This window comes from Sphingomonas sp. MMS24-J13 (assembly GCF_044905095.1).
GTDB lineage: Bacteria > Pseudomonadota > Alphaproteobacteria > Sphingomonadales > Sphingomonadaceae > Sphingomonas_I.
Map to the genome: position 1 here is coordinate 1798674 of NZ_CP173258.1, position 19041 is coordinate 1817714.

Sequence of the window (19041 nt, forward strand, 5' to 3'; positions counted from 1 at the left end):
GGTGGTGACCGGCACGGTCAACGGGATGCTAGATGAGCGCGTTCGGGAAAAGAGGTGGCGTCGGGTTGGGCGCCAAGCGCCCCGCATTCGGTGTCGCCAAACCGATGCAAACCGGCGGCGGGATCGAAGGCGGCGCGCAATTTCCGCCGATCGAGACGCCAACCCCTGACAATATTGGGGCCTCGACGTCGCAGAACGCGATGGACCGGCTGGCCGATCGTGTCGCCGCGTCGGGTGAAGCCGGGGTGATGAAGGCCGAGGGCTTCGAAGCCTCGGTCCACAAGATCAAGGAGCAGGTGCTGCCGCGCCTGCTCGAACGGATCGACCCCGAAGCCGCCGCGACGCTCAGCAAGGACGAGCTGGCGGAGGAATTCCGCCCGATCATCGGCGAGGTGCTGGCCGAGCTCAAGATCACGCTGAACCGCCGCGAACAATTCGCGCTGGAAAAGGTGCTGGTCGACGAACTGCTCGGGCTCGGGCCGCTCGAGGAATTGCTGGCGGATCCGCTGATCACCGACATCATGGTCAACGGCCCCGACCAGACCTACGTCGAGCGCAAGGGCAAGCTGGAGATCGCCCCCGTCACCTTCCGCGACGAGGAGCATCTGTTCCAGATCGCGCAGCGCATCGTTTCGAAGGTCGGCCGCCGGGTCGACCAGACCACGCCGCTGGCCGATGCGCGCCTGCCCGACGGCAGCCGCGTCAACGTGATCGTCCCGCCTTTGTCGCTGCGCGGCACCGCCATCTCGATCCGTAAATTCTCCGCCAAGCCGATCACGCTCGACATGATGGCGAAGGGCGGATCGATGAGCGACAAGATGTCGACCGCGCTCAAGATCGCGGGCGCGTCGCGCTTCAACATCGTCATTTCCGGCGGCACCGGCTCGGGCAAGACGACGATGCTCAACGCTTTGTCGAAGATGATCGACCCGGGCGAGCGCGTGATCACGATCGAGGATGCGGCCGAACTTCGCCTGCAGCAGCCGCACTGGCTGCCGCTCGAAACCCGCCCCGCCAATCTGGAGGGTGCCGGCGCGATCACGATCCGCGACCTCGTCGTCAACGCGCTGCGTATGCGTCCCGATCGCATCATCCTCGGCGAAATCCGCGGGCCGGAATGTTTCGACATGCTGGCCGCGATGAACACCGGCCACGACGGATCGATGTGCACGTTGCACTCCAATTCCCCGCGCGAGGCGCTCGCCCGTATGGAGAATATGGTGATGATGAGCGACATCAAGGTGCCGAAGGAGGCGATCAGCCGCCAGATCGCGGACTCGGTCGACCTGATCATCCAGGTCAAGCGCCTGCGCGACGGCAGCCGCCGCGTCACCAACATCACCGAGGTGATCGGGATGGAGGGCAGCGTCATCGTCACGCAGGAATTGTTCAAGTTCGAATATCTGGACGAGAGCGCCGACGGAAAGATCATCGGCGAATATCGCGCGATGGGCCTGCGCCCCTACACGCTCGAGAAGGCCAAGCAGTTCGGCTTCGACCAGCCCTATCTGGAATCGTGCCTGTGAGGGCACGGGTGCTCGCGCACCCACTGCTTCCGCTTTCGATCCTGGGGTTCCTGGCAGCCGGCCTGACCCTGCCTTTGCTGGCGGGCCCTCCCCGGCTCGATGATTCGCACTGGATCAACCTGGTCTGGTCCGATCAGTTCACCGCCTTGCTGAAGCAGGGCGAGCTCTGGCCGCGCTGGCTGCCCTGGTCGCACGACGGACTCGGCGCGCCGGTCTTCTATTTCTACGGGCCGGTCGCCTTCTGGCTCGCCGGACTATTCGGGCTGGCGGGCTCGGGGCTGTGGCCTTCGCTCGTGCTGGCGGCGTTTGTCGCGCTGCTGGCATCCGGGATCGGCACTTACATCTGGCTGCGGGGCCGCGCTCCCCACCCGCTGGCGGGCGCCGCTTTCTACATGATCGCGCCTTATCATCTGCTCGATTTCCTCCGGCGCGGCGCGCTCGCCGAATTCACCGCCGCAGCGTTGCTGCCCTTCGTGGCGCTGGGCATCGCCAGGGCGATCGAGGGCAAGCCGGCGGTGCTGCCGCTGGCCTTCGCCGGCCTGATCATGAGCCATCTCCCGCTGGCGGTATTGGCCGCGGCCTTCCTCGTCCCCATGCTGATCGCGATGGAGCGCGGAATCGACCGGCGCGGCGTGGCCCGGGTGGCGGCGGGGCTCGGCATCGGGGCGGCGCTGGCCTGCGCCTATTGGCTGCCGGCGCTCTGGCTGCAGCGCTTCACGGCGATGGAGACGATGCGCGGTGCGCCGCTGCTCCAGCCGGCCAACTGGTCGCCCGCAACCTATGCCGGCGCGCCCGGGCTGGTCCTGCTCGGCGTCGCCGGTCTCTCCTTGCTCCCGCTTGCCGCATCCATGCGGCGCGATCGCTGGGCGTGGTTCGTCCTTGGCACCCTATGCCTCGCATTCGGTCTGGCCCGGCCGTTGTGGCTGCTTCCGCCGCTCGACCGGGTGCAATTCCCCTGGCGGATCCTGACGCTGGCCGAATTCGGCGCCGCCATGCTGATCGCGCGCAGCCGGCTGCCGGGCCCCGCCATCCTGGCGGCAGCGGCGCCGCCGTTGCTGTGCTCGATCCTGATCGCCATGTCGTCGTTCGCGGCCGGCCCCGAATCGGCACGAAGCCGGCTTGCCGCACTTCAGCGCGATCATCCCGACGTGATCGAATATCTGCCGCACGGGCTCGGCGAGCGCGCGGGCAGCCATTCCGACTGGGCGCTCGATCTTGCGCGTCGAACACCCGCGATCACGCAGGCGGGGGGTGTCACGACGCTGCGACGCTTCGCCTTTCCGATCTGGCAGGTCCGCTGCGGCGACAGGCTGGCGCAAACCAGCCGCTCGCCCGAAGGCTTGCTGCAATATCGCGGCAGCCTGTGTACGATCGAGCGGACGAAGCCGTTGGCCGAGCGTCTGGGACTGGCGGTTTCGGCCGCCGCCTTGCTGGGTCTGATCGCGCTTTCGCGCACGCGCAGGCCGCAGCCGAGGAACGATCCGTTGCCGACACCGCAATTCGCTAGCCGGGGCATCTGAATGAACGCGACCACCCTATCGAGCCGGCCCGACGACACGGCCCGGAGCGCTTCAAGGGCGCGCGGCCTCAGCCAGGGCCGGCTGGTCATCCTGCTGCTCGTGCTGGGCGCGGTGCCGCTGCTGCTGCCGACGGTGCCGCCGCTGATCGACCTGCCCAACCATATGAGCCGTTACGCGATCGGGCTCGATTACGCGACCTCGCCCTGGTTCAGGCAGTGGTTCGATTTCCATTGGGTGCTGGTCGGCAATCTCGGCGTCGACCTGCTCGTCACCGCGCTCGCCCCCGCGCTCGGCGTCGAGCTTGCCACCAAGATCGTGATCCTCGCGATCCCGGTCGTCACGATCGGCGGCGCGCTGCTGATCGCACGCGAGGTCCACGGACGCATCCCGCTCACCGCGGCCTTTGCCGCGGTGTTCGCCTACAATTGGCCGCTCAACTTCGGCTTCGTCAATTTCTGCCTGGCGGCGGGGATGGCGCTGCTGGCGTTCGGCTTGTGGCTGCGGATGGGCCGGCTGGGGCAGCACAGGCTGCGCATGGCGCTGTTCGTGCCGATCGGCTTTGCGGTGTGGGTCGCGCATGCCGCCGGCTGGGGGATCCTGGGCGTGCTGATCTTCAGCTGGGAGGTGATGGACGCACAGCCCCGCATCGGCTGGGCCCGCGCGATCGCCCGCGCCGTGGTCTGTTGCCTGCCGCTGACCTTGCCGCTGGTGCCGATGCTGTTCTGGTCGGCGGCCTTGCCCAAGGGATCGCTCGGCCTGTTCGCGTTCGACGCGATGCGCAAGCTCGCGATCGTGCTGCTGACGTTGCGCAACGGCAATCCCCCGGTCGATCTCGGCGCGACGCTGGTCATTCTCGGCGTGTGCGTCGCCGGGATCCTGCGCACCGATCTGACCTTCGACCGGCGGCTGACGGTGGTGGGCCTCGTGCTGCTGCTCGTGTTCATCGCCATGCCGGTCAATCTGATGGGATCGGGCCATGCCGATCTGCGCATCGCGCCTTATGCCGTGATGCTCTTCCCGCTGGCGCTGCGGCCGACCGCCGAGACGCCCTTCACCCGCTGGCTCGGGCTTGGCGCGATCGCCTTCTTCACCGCAAGCATGGCCTATCACGCCGCGAGCTATTTCCAGATCAGCCGCATGCAGGAGCATCAGCTCGAAGCGCTCGACCACCTGCCGATCGGCAGCCGGGTGTTCGCCTTGTCGCGCGTCAGCTGCTCGGCCGACATGGCGGGCTATCGCATGGATCATGTCCATCGCCTCGCCGTGGTCCGGCGGCAGGCCTTCACCAACGGCACCTGGCCCTACCCCGCCTCGCAGACCCTGATCGTCCACCCCGATATGGTCGCCGGTTATGCCGACGAGAGCAGCCAGCTGATCCAGCAGCCCGATTGCCTCGACGGCAAGACGCATACCGTCGACGGCGCGCTCGCGGCGCTGCCGCGCGATCGCTACCAATATCTGTGGATGCTGGACATGCCGCCCGCGCTGCGCCCGTCGCGCCCGTGGCTGCAGCCGGTGTGGCAGAACGACAGCACGGTTTTGTACCGGATCGTGCGGGCGGGCTAGCCCCGGCGAGCAGCGGCCGGGCTCCCTCTTCCCGGCGGGGAGAGGGCCTCAAGGATCAATCGACGAGCTTGTCGAGCTTCGACTGCAGGTTCGCGAGCTGCGCCTTCAGCGCCGCGATATCGTCGTCCTTCGATGCCGCAGATGCCGGCGGCGGGGTGGCGGCGCCGGCCTTGGCCTGCGTCTGGAAAGCGCTTGCCGCGGCTTCCAGCATATCCATGTTGCGCCGCGCGATCTCTGCGAAGGGGCCGCCGGCGAACGCGCCTTCCATGGCCTGGCGGAACTGGCTCTGGTTGCGGCGGAACGCGTCCATCGACGCTTCCAGATATTGCGGCACCATCGCCTGCATCGAATCGCCGTAGAGCGAGATCAGCTGGCGCAGGAACGGCACCGGCAGCATCGTCTGCCCCCGATTCTCTTCCTCCATGATGATCTGCGTGAGGATATTGTGGGTAATATCCTCCTCGGTCTTGGCGTCGATCACCTTGAAGTCGCGGCCGTCGCGGGTCATCTGAGCGAGGTGGTCGAGCGTGATGTAGCTCGACAACTCAGTGTTATAGAGCCGGCGATTGGCGTACTTCTTGATGATGACCGTGCCCGATCCCTCCGCCGACTTCACCATTTTGATACCCCAGCTGTTATGACAGGGATCGTAGCATCATCCGTTGGTGCAGCGCAACACAGGCCGAGGCCGCTTCCCCTGTTTCTCAGCATGTTGCGCAGCGAAACCGCAGAAAATCCCGCGCGCATGGCCGATGCGCTCAAGGGACTGCGCGCCTATCAACGGGCGCAGCGCCATCCCGCCCCCGCGGCGATGCCGGTTGTTGCGACCGCGGGCCGGGCCGGGGTGCGCGATTATGGCGGCGACGGGCCGCCGGTTCTGTTCGTGCCCTCGCTGATCAATCCGCCCGACGTCCTCGATCTCGCCGAGGATAACAGCCTGCTGCGCTGGCTTGCGACGCAGGGCGTGAGGCCGCTGCTGGTCGACTGGGGCACGCCCACGCCGGACGAGCGCGATCTTTCGATCGGCGGGCATGTCGAGACGATGCTGCTGCCTCTGATCGACGCGCTGGGCCCCGATCTGACCCTCGCCGGCTATTGCCTCGGCGGCACGATGGCGCTGGCCGCGGCGACGTTGCGCCCTGTGAAACGCCTCGTCGTGATCGCCGCACCGTGGCGTTTCGGCGCCTATCCGCCCGCCATGCGCCACGCCTTGAGCGATCTCTGGCGCCAGTCCGAGCCCACCACCGACGCGCTCGGCGTGCTGCCGATGGAGGTGCTGCAGGCGGCGTTCTGGCGGCTCGATCCCAGCCGCACGATCGCCAAATATGAGGCGTTCGGCCGGCGCGCGGCCGACGACGCGGCGGCGCGCGCCTTCGTCAGGCTGGAGGATTGGGCGAATGACGGTGCCCCCCTCACCCGCGGCGCCGCGCGCGAGCTGATGCTCGATCTCTATCTCGACGACCGCACCGGCACCGGCCGATGGCAGGTTGGCGGCCGCACGATCGACCCCATATCGTTACCCATGCCGATCCTCGAAATCGCGTCGACCAGCGACCGCATCGTTCCCGCCGCCAGCGCCCCGGGCGTGGGCGAGCGGATCGATCTGTCGCTCGGCCATGTCGGCATGATCGTCGGCGGCCGCGCGCGGGCCGCCCTGTGGGAGCCGCTCGCCCGCTGGCTTTCGCAACCGCAGCGAAGCTGATAGGCGCGCGCTTGGAGTCCTTTCATCGTCACCCCGGGCTTGAGCCGGGGTCCCGCTTCTTCCGGTGCGCTGAAAGGGTGCGGGACCCCGGGTCAAGCCCGGGGTGACGGGCAAGTTTATGATGTGCAATCCGGATCGAATACCGTCGAACGATATGAGCAGGAGCATATGAAGTGACCGAGGTCGTGATCATCGCCGCCAAACGCACGCCCGTGGGCAGCTTCCTCGGCGCCTATGCCGGCACCCCGGCGCACGAGCTCGGCCGCATCGCGATCGTCGCCGCGCTCGAAGCCGCCGGCGTAAAGCCCGAGGAGGTGGACGAGGTGATCCTCGGCCAGGTGCTCACCGCAGCCCAGGGCCAGAACCCCGCGCGCCAGGCGTCGATGGCCGCGGGCCTGCCCAAGGAAATCCCGGCGTGGAGCGTGCAGCAGGTGTGCGGTTCGGGCCTGCGCGCGGTGATGGTCGCGGCGCAATCGATCATCGCCGGCGATGCCAAGCTGATCGTGGCCGGCGGCCAGGAGAATATGTCGATGTCGCCGCATGCGCAGATGCTGCGCGCGGGCACCAAGATGGGCTCGGTCGAGCTGATCGACACGATGCTCAAGGACGGCCTGACCGACGTGTTCAACGGCTATCACATGGGCATCACCGCCGAGAACCTCGCCGCGCAATATGAGATCAGCCGCGAGACGCAGGACGAATTCGCCACCGCCAGCCAGAACAAGGCCGAGGCCGCGCGCCGCGAGGGCCGCTTCGACGGCCAGATCGCGCCGGTCACGATCAAGGGCCGCAAGGGCGATACGATCGTCGACAAGGACGAGTTCATCCGCGAGGGCGTGATGGTCGCGAGCCTCGCCGGCCTGCGCCCCGCCTTCAAGAAGGACGGCAGCGTCACCGCCGCCAATTCGTCGGGCCTCAACGATGGCGCCGCCGCGCTGGTCGTCACCACGCGCGCGGAGGCCGAGCGCCGCGGCGCGCCGATCCTGGCGCGCATCAAGAGCTTCGCCTCGGCCGGCGTCGATCCCGCGATCATGGGCATCGGCCCCGTCCCCGCCAGCCGCAAGGCGCTCGCCAAGGCCGGCTGGGAGCTGAAGGATCTCGACCTGATCGAGGCCAACGAGGCCTTCGCCGCACAGGCGCTGGCGGTCGGCAAGGAGCTCGGCTGGGATGCCGAGCGCGTCAACGTCAACGGCGGCGCGATCGCGATCGGCCACCCGATCGGCGCCTCGGGCGCGCGCGTGCTGACCACGTTGCTGCACGAGATGCAGCGGCGGGATGCGAAGAAGGGGTTGGCGACGCTTTGCATCGGCGGCGGGATGGGCGTGGCTATGTGTGTAGAGCGGGATTGAGGGGTTAGCAAAGGTCGACCGGGCTGGCGTGTTCATGCTTGTGCACGCGCCTCGGTAGATCAGGTGACATGAATGGCAGGACGGTGGCGACGATGCGTCTGTACATCAGGAATCCCGAAGCGCACCGACTGGCGAAGGCCATCGCCGGAGCGACAGGCCAATCGATGACGCACGTCGTTACTGAAGCGCTGCGCCGACGTTTCGCAGAAATCGATCAGCTTCGCCGACGCGCCAGCTTCGGCGAATTACGCGCGATCGCCAACCGTTCGGCGGCGCTGGCGAGAGGCGGATATGAGTCCCATGATGACCTTCTCTACGATGGGGACGGCCTACCGAAGTAGTCGGCACGCATCGACATTTGGAGTTGGATGGCGGCGGTGGATTTTCGCCGGGCAGTGCAAGCGTTCGCGTAGGTTGCAAGCTTCCCGGCCGTAGGAGCGATAATATGCCGGACAGGCTAAGCCCCGCCCGTAGAAGCGCAAATATGTCCCGGATCCGATCTAAGAACACTGGACCGGAAATGATCGTCCGGCGTCTTCTCCACAAGCTCGGATACAGGTTTCGTCTCCATGCGCGCGAACTGCCTGGAAAACCCGACGTCGTCTTCCGACGCAGAAAAAAGGCGATCCAAGTGCACGGGTGCTTCTGGCACAGACATTCCGGGTGCCAAGATTGCTCCGTTCCGGGATCAAGGCAGGAATACTGGCTTCCCAAATTCGCCGCCACGGTAGCTCGAGATGAGAAAACTCTCACCGATCTACGGGCGCTCGGCTGGGATGTTCTTGTTATCTGGGATTGCGAGACCCGCTACCTTGCTGATCTTGAAAAGCGGCTCGTCAGATTTCTCGGCGCACCGGCTCGAGACGATTTGGTCCAGACCGGTTGAAACTTGTGTCGTGGGCTTGGCGTCGGCGAATGTACATTTATAAGCTCGATCTACGCATCGGCTTCGGGGGAAGAGTTGACTGAAGCAGTTCTCGTCAACGACGGTAAGCAGCTCGATGCGTGGCTGGGCGATCCTGCGAACGAAGGCCTCGTCGTCCAGACCCGCTTGGAGGCTAGCGATCGGGTAATCGCGAGGGTTACAGACGGCATCTATCGGCAGCCGGCATCGGCCTTACGAGAACTCATTTCCAATGCTTGGGACGCGGATGCGTCGAATGTCACGATCCTGACGGACGCGCCGCGATTCTCTCGTGTTTATGTCCGCGACGATGGCCGCGGAATGTCACATGCAACGCTTACGCGTCTGCTGAAAAATATTGGTGGCAGTGCCAAGCGGCGGGCAGAGGGAATCGATCTCGGCATCACGAGTGACACCGATATCGATCGGACGCCCGGGGGAAGGCCGCTTATCGGCAAGATCGGCATAGGTTTATTCTCGATCAGCCAACTCTCGCGCCGCTTTCAGATCATCACTAAAGTGAAGGGCGAGTCCTACCGACTTCTCGCTGAGATCAAGTTGCGAGCTTATTCAGAGCAGGGTGACAATCAAGTCGAAGCCGAGGATAGCGATGACTATATCAGCGGAGACGTCCTTGTCAGACGCGAGCATTCCGACGACCTAGACGCGCACGGAACAGACATCATCTTGGATGATCTTAAGCCGCTTGTCAGGGACATCCTTCGGAGCGCGGAGCGCTGGCAGGCTGTGTCCGAGCGGCAAGCCGCACTTGCCGCCGGCGACTTGGATACGTGGACGAGTATGCGGGTCGAAGAACCGACTTATCACTCGGGATACATCGAAAGGCTGAAGGATCCGTCGAAAGAGGCCGCGTTACTTTCGCGAAAGCCCAATCTTCCGTGGAATGCCGAGGACCCGGCAGGCATACGGATGAGCAAGTTAATGGACGCGGTGGAGAGTGAATTTACCCGCCTCGATCGGCCTGATCTCGCTAATACGCTCGACACCTATCTGGAAATGATCTGGAGCCTGGGCCTTTCGGCGCCGGTGCCCTACGTCGACAAGCATCCCTTTGATCTGAAGGCGGCTGACAACGTTGCTCCGTATTGGATCGCGAAAGAACGTGGCCGGGGACAGCCGCTCAAGCTATCCGGAGAGAAAACTATTCGCGAAGCGGTTCGCGAACAGGTGTCTGGCAGTCCAGAACTTCAGGCTGGCATTGATCCAGCCGGCGGCTTCGATGTTGTGATCGACGGTGTACAGTTGAAGAGGCCAATCCGCTTCAAGTACCATAAGGCAGACGCGCGTAGTTTGGATCACGCGATAATGTTTGTCGGGCACTATGAGCCTGACCTGACCAAGGTCTCGCTCGCGCAGCGGGGCGGCGAACTCTCCTTAGATGCCTATCTGTTTTGGACGGGTAGGGTTATCCCCAAGGAGAACAACGGTGTCTTGGTCCGCATTAGGGGCGCCAGCGGTGCGCTATTCGATCAGACATTCTTCAAGTATCAGGTATCAGAACAGACCAGACTTCGGCAGATTACAGCAGAGCTGTTCGTGGAGCGAGGTCTGGACGCGGCACTCAATATCGACCGCGAATCCTTCAACTTCGCGCATCCCCACCTGCAATTAGTGACTCTGTGGTTCCACGGAGCGATCCGGCAGCTAACGAATAGGTTGAAAGACGAGGCTGCTCAGTTGCGCGAGGTGCGCAAGGACGCGGAGGCGGACGCCGAACGCACGCAGCTCACGAAACGGGTCGAAGACGTGTGGAGAAGTCGGAAGGGCAGCGAACCTTTGCCAACCGTTTCGCTCGTCGACAGCCCTCTTCAGGCCTCGCAGGCGAGAAACTTGGGTTCGATCGCGATCATGAAGTCCGTCGCGCCGACTGCCAAGCCCGCGGAACGCAGTGCCTGGGAGAGGCAAATCCTCGCACTGACGCGCATCCTCACCGCCTATGACATACTCGAAGGGAGAACTTACGAAGAGCAGCAGGAATTAATCGAAGCAATCTTCGCGGTTTTTGTGAGCTCAGACCAATGAGTCAGAAGGGTTCGGACGAGACTAACATGAATTCGAAGGAAACGGCCATAGTCGAATCCGATGAAATTTTAGCCGAGATAGATATTAGCGAGAACCCGCCGCTTGAATTTGAAGAGACCGACTACATCGACGCGGTCTTCAGTAGCGATAGTGGAACCCAGACGGTCGTGTCAGCGCCCGCCATCCGCACAACCTTTGCGCCTTGGCATCACCCGGTGAAACAGATCGTCCGAGACTATCAGTGGGCCGACTTGGTTAAACGGTTGCTGACCGAAGCTAGACCGGAGAACCGTCGCGACCGCCTACGGTACTTCACACTGCCCGGCGCCGATCTCCTTGACGTCCGCGTACTCGCGGAATCGCTCTCCGCGATGGGGACACGGATCGAGTATTTCGGGTTCGATTCCGGATACGAAGATGAAGACAATGAAGGTGCTGACCTGACGGGAGCCTACCTTCTCGCCGAGTCTGCTCTTCGCCAAGCCGGCAGTATATCCGATCGTGCAGAGATCCTGCGGGATAAGCTAGAGGACATTGCCCTCGTGGGAAGCCACGCGGCCGAGCGTCTACGTCAGCGGGGTGTGTTCGACGTCGTCAACATCGACGCGTGCAATCACCTTGGCTACAAGCCTTCCGGCCGCAACGCCTCAATTTTCGAAGCGCTGGAGAAACTTCTCGCCCATCAACTGTTGGCAGATGAGCCATGGCTTCTTTTCCTCACGACGCGTGCCAATGTCACGCAACTCGGCGCCCCCGCGGCGAAGCTACAGTCTGCGATAATGAAAAACATCGAGACACACCAAGAAGGCTTCGCGGAAACTTTGGCCGACTGCATCGGCGGCAAATTAGCCACTATCGCGACAGACATGAGCGGCTGCTGGTCTGCTCAAAGCATAGATTTTCTGAAACTTTTTTGTGTCGGCCTGAGCAAGTATCTCCTCCAGTGGTATCATGCGCAGACAAATCTTCCTGCCAAGGTCGAACTCGCCAGCGTCTTTGCTTATAAGGTATCGGGTGAGGAACCGGACATGCTTTCGATGGCGTTCCGGATCTCGCCCAAGGGACTGGCCGTCCAAGCTCCGAGCGCTGGCGGAGCGACGCCGCTACCGGCAGTCGAGCTTGCGCAAGCCATCGGCATGGTCTCGAAGGCTAAGAGGATTTGGAACTTGGATGAGGCAATCGCCAACAATCAAGAGGTGCGCGCAGACGCCGTGTCGGGAACAGAGCGGCTACTCGCTTCAGCGAACTACGACATTTCGAAGTGGCGCGAGTGGCTCCGCAACCTCCCGATCAGGCCGATGGAACTGAACGACGCGGCCTGATTTGGCGAACGCAAGATGTTCGGACACCGACCTAGCCACGGCGAGGGCGAGCGGAAACGGCACCGCCTCGCTAACTTGGCGTATCTGCGAGGACAGGTTTCCATGAAGCCGAAACTCCCTTGGAAAACCTTGAAGCAGCATAGCCTCGTACACGCTGAGGCGGCGGGTGCCGGTCGGGTGGATGTGCACCTCGCGGTGGCCGTATGCGACAGCAATACTGGGCTTATCCCATGCTAGCGTCTTGAAGCTTCGGCTCGTGAAATCGCCTTCCTCAAGCGCGCCCGCCCTCCCAAACTTTGGCGATTTCGGCGTCATACACCAGTGATTCGGGTGCGGGTCGATCGCCTCGCAGTCCAGTCCTCGCTCAAAAAATGCCGGCTTGGGGAGCCAAGAGATCGTATCACGGACAGTCGGCGTGGGGCCATCAGCTTTGGCTGGTGGCGTCCATCGCAAGTCCGGAAACTTCTTTTTGTTGAAGCCGACCAAGAAGAGGCGCTGCCTGGTCTGAGGAGTACGGTAGTCCTTGGCATCGAGAATGGCCTGCTCGACCACAAAACCGGCGCGACGGAACATGGTGAGCGTCTTCGCCAAAGTCTTCTGGTGCCGCTTCAGCGTCAGACCTACTACATTTTCCATCACAAAAAAGTCGACTGGGTCGCGCCGGTTGAGCTTACCAAGAAGGCTTGCGAACGCGATCGGCATGTTATGCCTGGGATCATCATCGAACTGGCGCACGTTCGCTTGGCTGAAGCTCTGACATGGAGGCCCGCCAATCACTCCCGAAGGCGAAAAGCGTCCCTTGAATACGGTATCAAGCTGCTTCAACGTGAGTGCGGCGACGTCGCCGACGTGGGCCACCTTCCCGGCCGTCCGGTTCTCGTTGTAGGACAGCACGCTGTCACTGTTACGATCGAAACCGAGCCCGACCGAAAATCCCGCTTTTTCAAACCCAAGATCTAAGCCGCCCGCGCCGCAAAATAGACTTAGCAGCAATCGAGTATCTCCGGCTTTTTCACGGGCGCCTTATATGCCAGCGGCGCCAGCATGGGTAGTCCCAATGCGCCATGGCGGCGAAACGCCGGTCTCGGTCGCGATCGTCGAGAATGGGTGCGTGCGCGATATCGCTTTCTCGCGCCATCTGTTCAGCAGGAAGGAGTATCTGTCCGCCGGTGTCGACGGCTTTTCCGGCTTCCGTTATTCCGAAGGCGCGCGAAGACGGCGAAAAAGAACGCGCCGCCTGTCCATCTTCAATACCACGGATCCAAGCCAGTCGCCGATCTTGCCAAATTTTGGCAAACTCCTACCATGGGCGGCATGAGCACGATGAACATCTCGCTGCCGGAAACGCTGAAGAGCTTCGTCGATGAGCAGGTTGCCGGGCGTGGCTACGGCACCAGCAGCGAATATGTCCGCGCGTTAATCCGCAAGGATCAGGATCGCCAGCGGCTTCGCCGGCTTCTGCTCGATGGTGCGGAGTCGGCGCCGGGCGGGCCGGCTGACACTGCGTATTTCGAGGCATTGCGGACGCACGTTCGCCAAGAGGGATGACCGCCAAACGGGTTGTTCCTCGCCGCTTGGCTTTGCGCGATGTCGAGGACGCGATCGACCATTACAGGCGCGAAGCGGGTGCGGATATCGCGATCGGTTTCATCGATGCGCTGGAGGCCTGCTATTGCTGGATCGCCGAGCATCCGGCCACGGGTTCACCCCGCTATGCGCATGAGCTCGATCTGCCGGGGCTGCGCCACCGGTCGCTGAGCCGCTTTCCGTATCTGGTTTTCTATATCGAGCGGCGGGATCATATCGACGTGTGGCGTGTCATTGATGCGCGGCGCGATATTCCGGATTGGTTGGCCGGGTCGGACGCCCCTTAGTGGGCGCGTATCCCGCGACGGGGCACGCCCGGAGCATCGAGCGCCGCTCCACTCCCTGATGTCGTCATCCCAGCGAAGGCTGGGATCTCAGGAGGATGTGAGCTTACCTCGTCTCTCCCGAGACCCCAGCCTTCGCTGGGGTGACGGAGAATTGTGACATCTGCCGTTCCGATCCGCATTCAAATCGCCCTGCCCTTATGCAGAAACGCTTCGGCGGGTACGACCTCCGGTGCTATAATCGCCGCTCAGTCACCCCACGCCAAAGCTGTGGCATGACACCCATCGGCGCTGCTCATCAGCGCAACGATCTGCGGCGCGTCCGCATCACTGGCGGGCACGAGAGCCCGCATAATCCCCCCTTACCCGCCCGCCTGTTCCCATAACTGTTACGGAGGTTTTTCGCCCTGTTATGTCGGATTTGATTCCCTGTTCCGCACGGAGAGCGTTCGCGCCGAAGCTGTCGCCTTCTCAGGGCGATAGGCGGCGCGGCGTGTCGGCGGGCCGGGCAGAAATGCGGATTTTCCCTGTTATTGGCGCGATAACAGGGAAAAACAGGGAAAGCGGGCCGGCCCTGTCATGCATTTGCATGACATACCTCCCTCGAACGTCATGCATTTGCATGACGCACCGCCTTCGAACGTCATGCAAATGCATGACATCTCTCACACCCGAAAACGGGCAGATTGCATCGCCAAGGTCCACCGCGCTGCCGCGATCGGCGACAGCCGCAGCGGATGGCGGCGGCTTGCGCCCGGCCAGCCCCCACTCATATCCGGTTAAGGCGCCGCCCCTCAAAATCCCGCCCTTCATGAACCACACGCCCCTTTCCCGACGAATGGCATTGGCCAGCGGAGGTGCATTTCTGTGCACCCCGGCCCTGCTGCGCGCCGCCGCCGCGGGCGAGCCGGCGTTTTCGTGGGATTGGCTGCAGGCCCATGCGCTCGATCTGGCGCGCAAGCCCTATGTCGCCCCTCCGCCCCCCTCGGCGGCGGCGAAGGCGGTCACCTACGATACGCTGAGCCATATCGCCTTCCGGCCCGAGCGGACCCTGTGGGGCAAGGGTGGGACGCCCGGCGTCCGGCTGTTCCCGTTGCGCCATGGCGCCGATACGCCGGTCTCGATCGCGATCGTCGAGAATGGCCGCGCGCGCGATATCGCTTTCTCGCGCGATCTGTTCAGCGGCGAGGAGCATCTGCCCGCCGGGGTCGACGGCTTTTCGGGCTTCCGCCTGATGAACCCCAAGGGCGAAGGCGATTGGCTCGCCTTTCAGGGCGTCTCCTATTTCCGGACCGCCGGGCCGCTCGACCAATATGGGCTGTCGGCGCGGGGGCTGGCGCTCGATACGGGCCTGGGCAAGCCCGAGGAGTTTCCGCGTTTCTCGCATTTCTGGCTGGAGGCGGGCGCCGGTGGCGCCGTCACCGTCTATGCCCTGCTCAATTCGCCGAGCGTGGCGGGGGCGTGGCGCTTCGTGAACCGGATGACGCCGCAGGGCGTGGTCCAGGACGTCAGCATGGTGATGCAGTTCCGCCGCGGGGTCGAGCGGCTCGGCATCGCGCCGCTGACATCGATGTACTGGTATGGCGAGGGCGATCGACAGAAGGCGATCGACTGGCGCCCGGAGATCCATGACAGCGACGGGCTCGCTTTGCTGACCGGCAAGGGCGAGCGCCTGTGGCGGCCGCTCAACAATCCGCCGCGCCCGAGCACGAGCAGCTTCGTCGACAGCAATCCGCGCGGGTTCGGCCTGCTCCAGCGCGACCGTGCGTTCGATCATTATCAGGATGACGGCATCTTCTACGAGAAGCGGCCGAGCCTGTGGGTCGAGCCGATCGGCGATTGGGGCCCGGGCGCGGTTACCCTGTTCGCGCTGCCGACCCGGCACGAGACCGACGACAATATCGTCGCCTTCTGGACGCCGGCCGCGCCGGCCAAAGCGGGCAGCCGCACCAGGCTCGATTACCGCCTGCGCTGGATCGCGACCGAGCCGCAGCCGCTGACATTGGCGAGGACGGTGGATTGCTGGCGCGGCGTCGCGGGAGCGCCGGGGGTTGAACCGATCGCGGGGGCCACTAGGTTGGTGGCTGATTTTGCTGGCGATTCCCTCGCCGGGCTGACGCGGGACAGCGGCGTGGCGGCCGATGTCTCGCTCAACCGCGGCAAGCCGTTGAGTATCGCTGCTTACCCTGTCGTCGGCGCCGCCGCACGGTGGCGGATGATCGTCGATGTCGCGCGTCAGGGCGATGAAGTGGTCGATCTGCGCGCCTGCCTGCGCCGCGGCGGCGCTGCGCTGACCGAAACGCTCCTGTATCAATTTCTTTAACTATCATGCGGTTGGGATGGAACTCACGAAACGCTCGCTTATTGATGCGCCAACAGTCCGCAGTGGCTGGTGTGGAGAGCTGTCCTCGATGGGTTGTCGCACGCGCGCCGGGGAGTTCTGACGTGCTTTCACTCCGCCTGACACTTGCCAAGACCGCCAAGACCGATCCCGCGGGCACGGGATTCTGGGATGGGCCCGGCGATCTGCCGCCCGAGGCGCCGCTGGCGATGCCCGAACAGGATTTCGATCGCGCGCCGGCCGCATTGCCCCTGGCCGGATCGCGGACGGTCGCGTCGCGGCGGATCTTCATGATCGGCGGCAGCGGGCTGATCGGGCTGGTCGCGAGTTGCGGCGTCGCGCGGCCCCTGGCGCTCGACGGGTTCGATTCGGTCGATCAGTGCCTGTCGCTGCTGAGCTTCGCCCTGTTCTCGTGGATCGCGTTCGGCTTCCTCAACGCCTGTGCCGGCTTTTGCGTGATGATGCGCCAGCGGCGCTCCGCGGGCGCACCGGGCTTCGCGCTGCCGGCCGAGCGCGTCGCCGTGCTGATGCCGGTCTATAACGAGGACGTCGCCGCCATCGGCGGGCGTATCGCGCGCATGGGCGCGTCGCTGCGGCGCGTCGGGGCGGCGCATCTGTTCGACTTCTTCATCCTGAGCGATTCGAACGAAGCGGCCGAGGCCGACGAGCGCGCCATGTGCCGCCGCCTGCGCGACGTGCATGGCCCCGCGGTCTATTACCGCCGCCGCCCGGTCAACACCGCGCGCAAGCCCGGCAACATCGCCGAATGGGTCGGCCGCTTCGGCGGCGGCTACGAGGCGATGATCATCCTCGATGCCGACAGCCTGATGACCGGCGAGACGATGGTCCGGCTGGCGACCGCGCTGGAGGACGAGCCCCGGCTCGGCCTGATCCAGACCAACCCGCAGCTGATCGGCGGCCGCACCCTGTTCGCCCGCTGGCAGCAATTCGCCGGCGCCCTCTACGGCCCGACCGCAAGCGCGGGGCTCGATTGGTGGTCGGGCAACGAGGCGACCTTCTGGGGCCATAACGCGATCGTGCGCACGCGCGCCTTCGCCCAGAGCTGCGGCCTGCCGCGCCTTTCCGGGCCCGAGCCGTTCGGCGGCCACATCCTGAGCCACGACATGGTCGAGGCGGCCCTGCTGCGGCGGCGCGGCTGGGCGACGCGGATGATGATCCTGTCGGCGGGCAGCTACGAGGAATGCCCCCCGACCCTCGTCGATCATGGCGTGCGCGATCGCCGCTGGTGCCAGGGCAATATTCAGCATCTGCGGCTGCTCGACACCGCCGGGCTCCACTGGATCAGCCGCCTGCAATTGCTGATGGGCGCATCGGCCTACATGACCTCGCCCTTGTGGCTGCTGATGCTGCTGGTCGGGCTGTACCAGGGGACGATGATCGGCGCGCCGATGGCCGATAGCGGCACGTCGCGGTGGCTGATCGCGCTCACCGTCCTGTTGCTGTTCGGCGGCAAGGCGATCGCGCTGCTGTGGGCGGCATTCGATCGCCGGCTGGTCGCGGTGATGGGCGGCTGGCGCGCGATCCTGATCGGCGTCGCGGTCGACGTGCCGCTGTCGATCATCGCCGCGCCGGTGATCATGGCCTCGCAATGCATCTCGATTGGCGAGATCCTGGCCGGCCGCAAGAGTGGCTGGCTGCCCCAGCGGCGCGACACCGACGGCATCATGCTGGCCGAGGCGTTCGACCATTATCGCTGGCACATGCTGCTCGGCCTGGCCTTCTGGGTCGCCTCCTTCTCGGAGATCGGCGGCGCGGCGTGGGGCCTGCCGGTGGCGCTCGGCCTGCTGGGCGCGCCCTTCTTCGCGACGGTGACGTCGCGGGCGGATTTCGGCGCCCTGGCGCAAAGCCGCGGGATCTTCGTCGCCGAGCCCGAACGGGCGGAACAGCCGATCCCGGCGGGCGCTACGTTGCCGCGCGACGCGATGGTGGCGGCGGCCTAACGCCCTCGAGCCCGAGGAGGGCAGCCACGAAGTCGGGCGGATCCTTGTCCGTGGTGAGCGGCCGGGCAAATCGGTTCGCGTGCAAGTCTCGATCGAGGAAGGTCTGCTCGCGCGGATCGATCGCGTCGCCGCTAACCGCTCGCGGTTTCTGGCTGACGCCGCGCGCGACAAGCTGGGCGCGTAATGCTGATCCTTGAAAGCGGATCGGTCACGGTCTGGGAGATGGGCGGCGAACGGTACGTCTCAGCGGCGTCAAGCTGGTCGGGGTCTGCCTGTCGATCGGCATGGCGCCTGAGAAGGCAGCCCGCCTGCAAGGCTGACTATCGCGTCACGCCGTCGCTGCGTCGCGAGGTTGGTGACACGATAGCCATTTGATAATAAACTGGGAATTGGAGCCGAGTCGACCACCCCCGGAACGCCCGGCTTCACTCGCTGCGCGGTGAGGCGGCCCGCTTGGTTTAACACGCCCAGCGGGCCGTTCAGCTCTCGTCGTCGATCACCATAGGGGCCCCGCGGGGTTGTAGCCGACCTTCCTGGATTCGACCTGCTGCCCGTCAGCGATGTACCAAGCGTGCTGAACTCCATAGGCGATCTCGCCGGCCCACGACGGGCAGCGGACTGTCCGGGCGCAGATAGAAGGCGCTCGTCTGCGCCCGGGAAGTCGGTCAGCACCTGAATGGCCGGCGCGCCGCTGTTCGGAACGCTGACGCGGTGCGCCTGCAGCACGCGAGCCGACCGACGCATCAGGCAGCCTGCGCTGCGGCCGGTGCAGCGGCCTTCGCTAGATTGGCCTTAAGGTCGTTGAACGACGACTGCGCGAACTCGCGAACGAAGTCGGCCACCTGGCCCCCGATCGCCGGCAACCCGCCGCCAGCGATCGTCGCGGTGGCGGCCGGGACGAGCGCGCCGATGACCGAAGCCATCTTCTGTTCGCCC

Annotated in this window: 17 protein-coding genes; 14 read left to right on the forward strand and 3 right to left on the reverse strand. The window is 64.6% G+C overall.

The window, feature by feature from the left end; genetic code table 11:
* The first annotated feature begins 32 nt into the window (after positions 1-32).
* The 3 genes from AB4Z44_RS08500 to AB4Z44_RS08510 are packed head-to-tail and all read left to right on the forward strand — an operon-like array spanning position 33 to position 4612.
* Positions 33-1526, forward strand: a complete 1494-nt coding sequence (locus AB4Z44_RS08500; RefSeq protein WP_404713614.1) for a CpaF family protein — start codon at positions 33-35, stop codon at positions 1524-1526.
* 8 nt (positions 1527-1534) lie between these two features.
* Positions 1535-3046, forward strand: coding sequence for a hypothetical protein (locus AB4Z44_RS08505; protein ID WP_404713615.1), 1512 nt, complete (start codon positions 1535-1537; stop codon positions 3044-3046).
* Entirely contained in the window at positions 3047-4612 is a 1566-nt protein-coding gene (locus AB4Z44_RS08510; protein WP_404713616.1) for a hypothetical protein, read from the forward strand.
* 55 nt (positions 4613-4667) lie between these two features.
* Here the strand turns inward: AB4Z44_RS08510 and phaR are convergent, their stop codons facing one another.
* The gene (gene phaR / locus AB4Z44_RS08515) at positions 4668-5231 is read right to left on the reverse strand and encodes a polyhydroxyalkanoate synthesis repressor PhaR (RefSeq protein ID WP_404713617.1); all 564 of its coding nucleotides are present in this window, start codon (positions 5229-5231) and stop codon (positions 4668-4670) included.
* Between the two features lie 90 nt (positions 5232-5321).
* Between phaR and AB4Z44_RS08520 the strand changes: the two genes are divergently transcribed.
* From AB4Z44_RS08520 to AB4Z44_RS08545, 6 genes are all read left to right on the forward strand, one after another.
* Positions 5322-6314: an alpha/beta hydrolase gene (locus tag AB4Z44_RS08520; RefSeq protein ID WP_404713618.1), complete on the forward strand. Its 993-nt coding sequence runs from the start codon at positions 5322-5324 to the stop codon at positions 6312-6314.
* 173 nt (positions 6315-6487) lie between these two features.
* Positions 6488-7663: an acetyl-CoA C-acetyltransferase gene (locus AB4Z44_RS08525; protein WP_404713619.1), complete on the forward strand. Its 1176-nt coding sequence runs from the start codon at positions 6488-6490 to the stop codon at positions 7661-7663.
* A 92-nt stretch (positions 7664-7755) separates the two neighbouring features.
* Entirely contained in the window at positions 7756-8004 is a 249-nt protein-coding gene (locus AB4Z44_RS08530; protein WP_404713620.1) for a type II toxin-antitoxin system VapB family antitoxin, read from the forward strand.
* A gap of 143 nt (positions 8005-8147) precedes the next feature.
* Entirely contained in the window at positions 8148-8549 is a 402-nt protein-coding gene (locus tag AB4Z44_RS08535; RefSeq protein WP_404713621.1) for a very short patch repair endonuclease, read from the forward strand.
* A 75-nt stretch (positions 8550-8624) separates the two neighbouring features.
* Positions 8625-10610, forward strand: a complete 1986-nt coding sequence (locus AB4Z44_RS08540) for an ATP-binding protein (protein ID WP_404713622.1) — start codon at positions 8625-8627, stop codon at positions 10608-10610.
* A 26-nt stretch (positions 10611-10636) separates the two neighbouring features.
* On the forward strand, positions 10637-11932 hold the full coding sequence (locus AB4Z44_RS08545; protein WP_404713623.1) for a hypothetical protein: 1296 nt from the start codon (positions 10637-10639) through the stop codon (positions 11930-11932).
* Here the strand turns inward: AB4Z44_RS08545 and AB4Z44_RS08550 are convergent.
* Positions 11849-12925, reverse strand: coding sequence for a DNA cytosine methyltransferase (locus AB4Z44_RS08550; RefSeq protein ID WP_404713624.1), 1077 nt, complete (start codon positions 12923-12925; stop codon positions 11849-11851). The two genes, AB4Z44_RS08545 and AB4Z44_RS08550, sit on opposite strands and share 84 nt — an antisense overlap.
* Before the next feature lie 64 nt (positions 12926-12989).
* On the opposite strand from AB4Z44_RS08550, the gene AB4Z44_RS08555 reads away from it, so the two are divergent.
* The 5 genes from AB4Z44_RS08555 to mdoH all read left to right on the forward strand — a co-directional run bounded on the left by AB4Z44_RS08555 (position 12990) and on the right by mdoH (position 18105).
* On the forward strand, positions 12990-13250 hold the full coding sequence (locus AB4Z44_RS08555) for a hypothetical protein (protein ID WP_404713625.1): 261 nt from the start codon (positions 12990-12992) through the stop codon (positions 13248-13250).
* Positions 13251-13255: 5 nt separating this feature from the next.
* A complete protein-coding gene (locus AB4Z44_RS08560; RefSeq protein WP_404713626.1) occupies positions 13256-13480 on the forward strand; it encodes a type II toxin-antitoxin system ParD family antitoxin in 225 nt (74 codons plus the stop codon).
* Complete coding sequence (locus AB4Z44_RS08565; RefSeq protein WP_404713627.1) at positions 13477-13806, forward strand: type II toxin-antitoxin system RelE/ParE family toxin; 330 nt, start codon at positions 13477-13479, stop codon at positions 13804-13806. The genes AB4Z44_RS08560 and AB4Z44_RS08565 overlap by 4 nt, the downstream gene beginning before the upstream one ends.
* A gap of 835 nt (positions 13807-14641) precedes the next feature.
* Complete coding sequence (locus tag AB4Z44_RS08570; RefSeq protein WP_404714194.1) at positions 14642-16126, forward strand: glucan biosynthesis protein; 1485 nt, start codon at positions 14642-14644, stop codon at positions 16124-16126.
* Positions 16127-16248: 122 nt separating this feature from the next.
* Complete coding sequence (gene mdoH / locus AB4Z44_RS08575) at positions 16249-18105, forward strand: glucans biosynthesis glucosyltransferase MdoH (RefSeq protein WP_404713628.1); 1857 nt, start codon at positions 16249-16251, stop codon at positions 18103-18105.
* Positions 18106-18848: 743 nt separating this feature from the next.
* Here the strand turns inward: mdoH and AB4Z44_RS08580 are convergent.
* Positions 18849-19028, reverse strand: coding sequence for a hypothetical protein (locus AB4Z44_RS08580; RefSeq protein ID WP_404713629.1), 180 nt, complete (start codon positions 19026-19028; stop codon positions 18849-18851).
* Between the last annotated feature and the right edge of the window lie 13 nt (positions 19029-19041).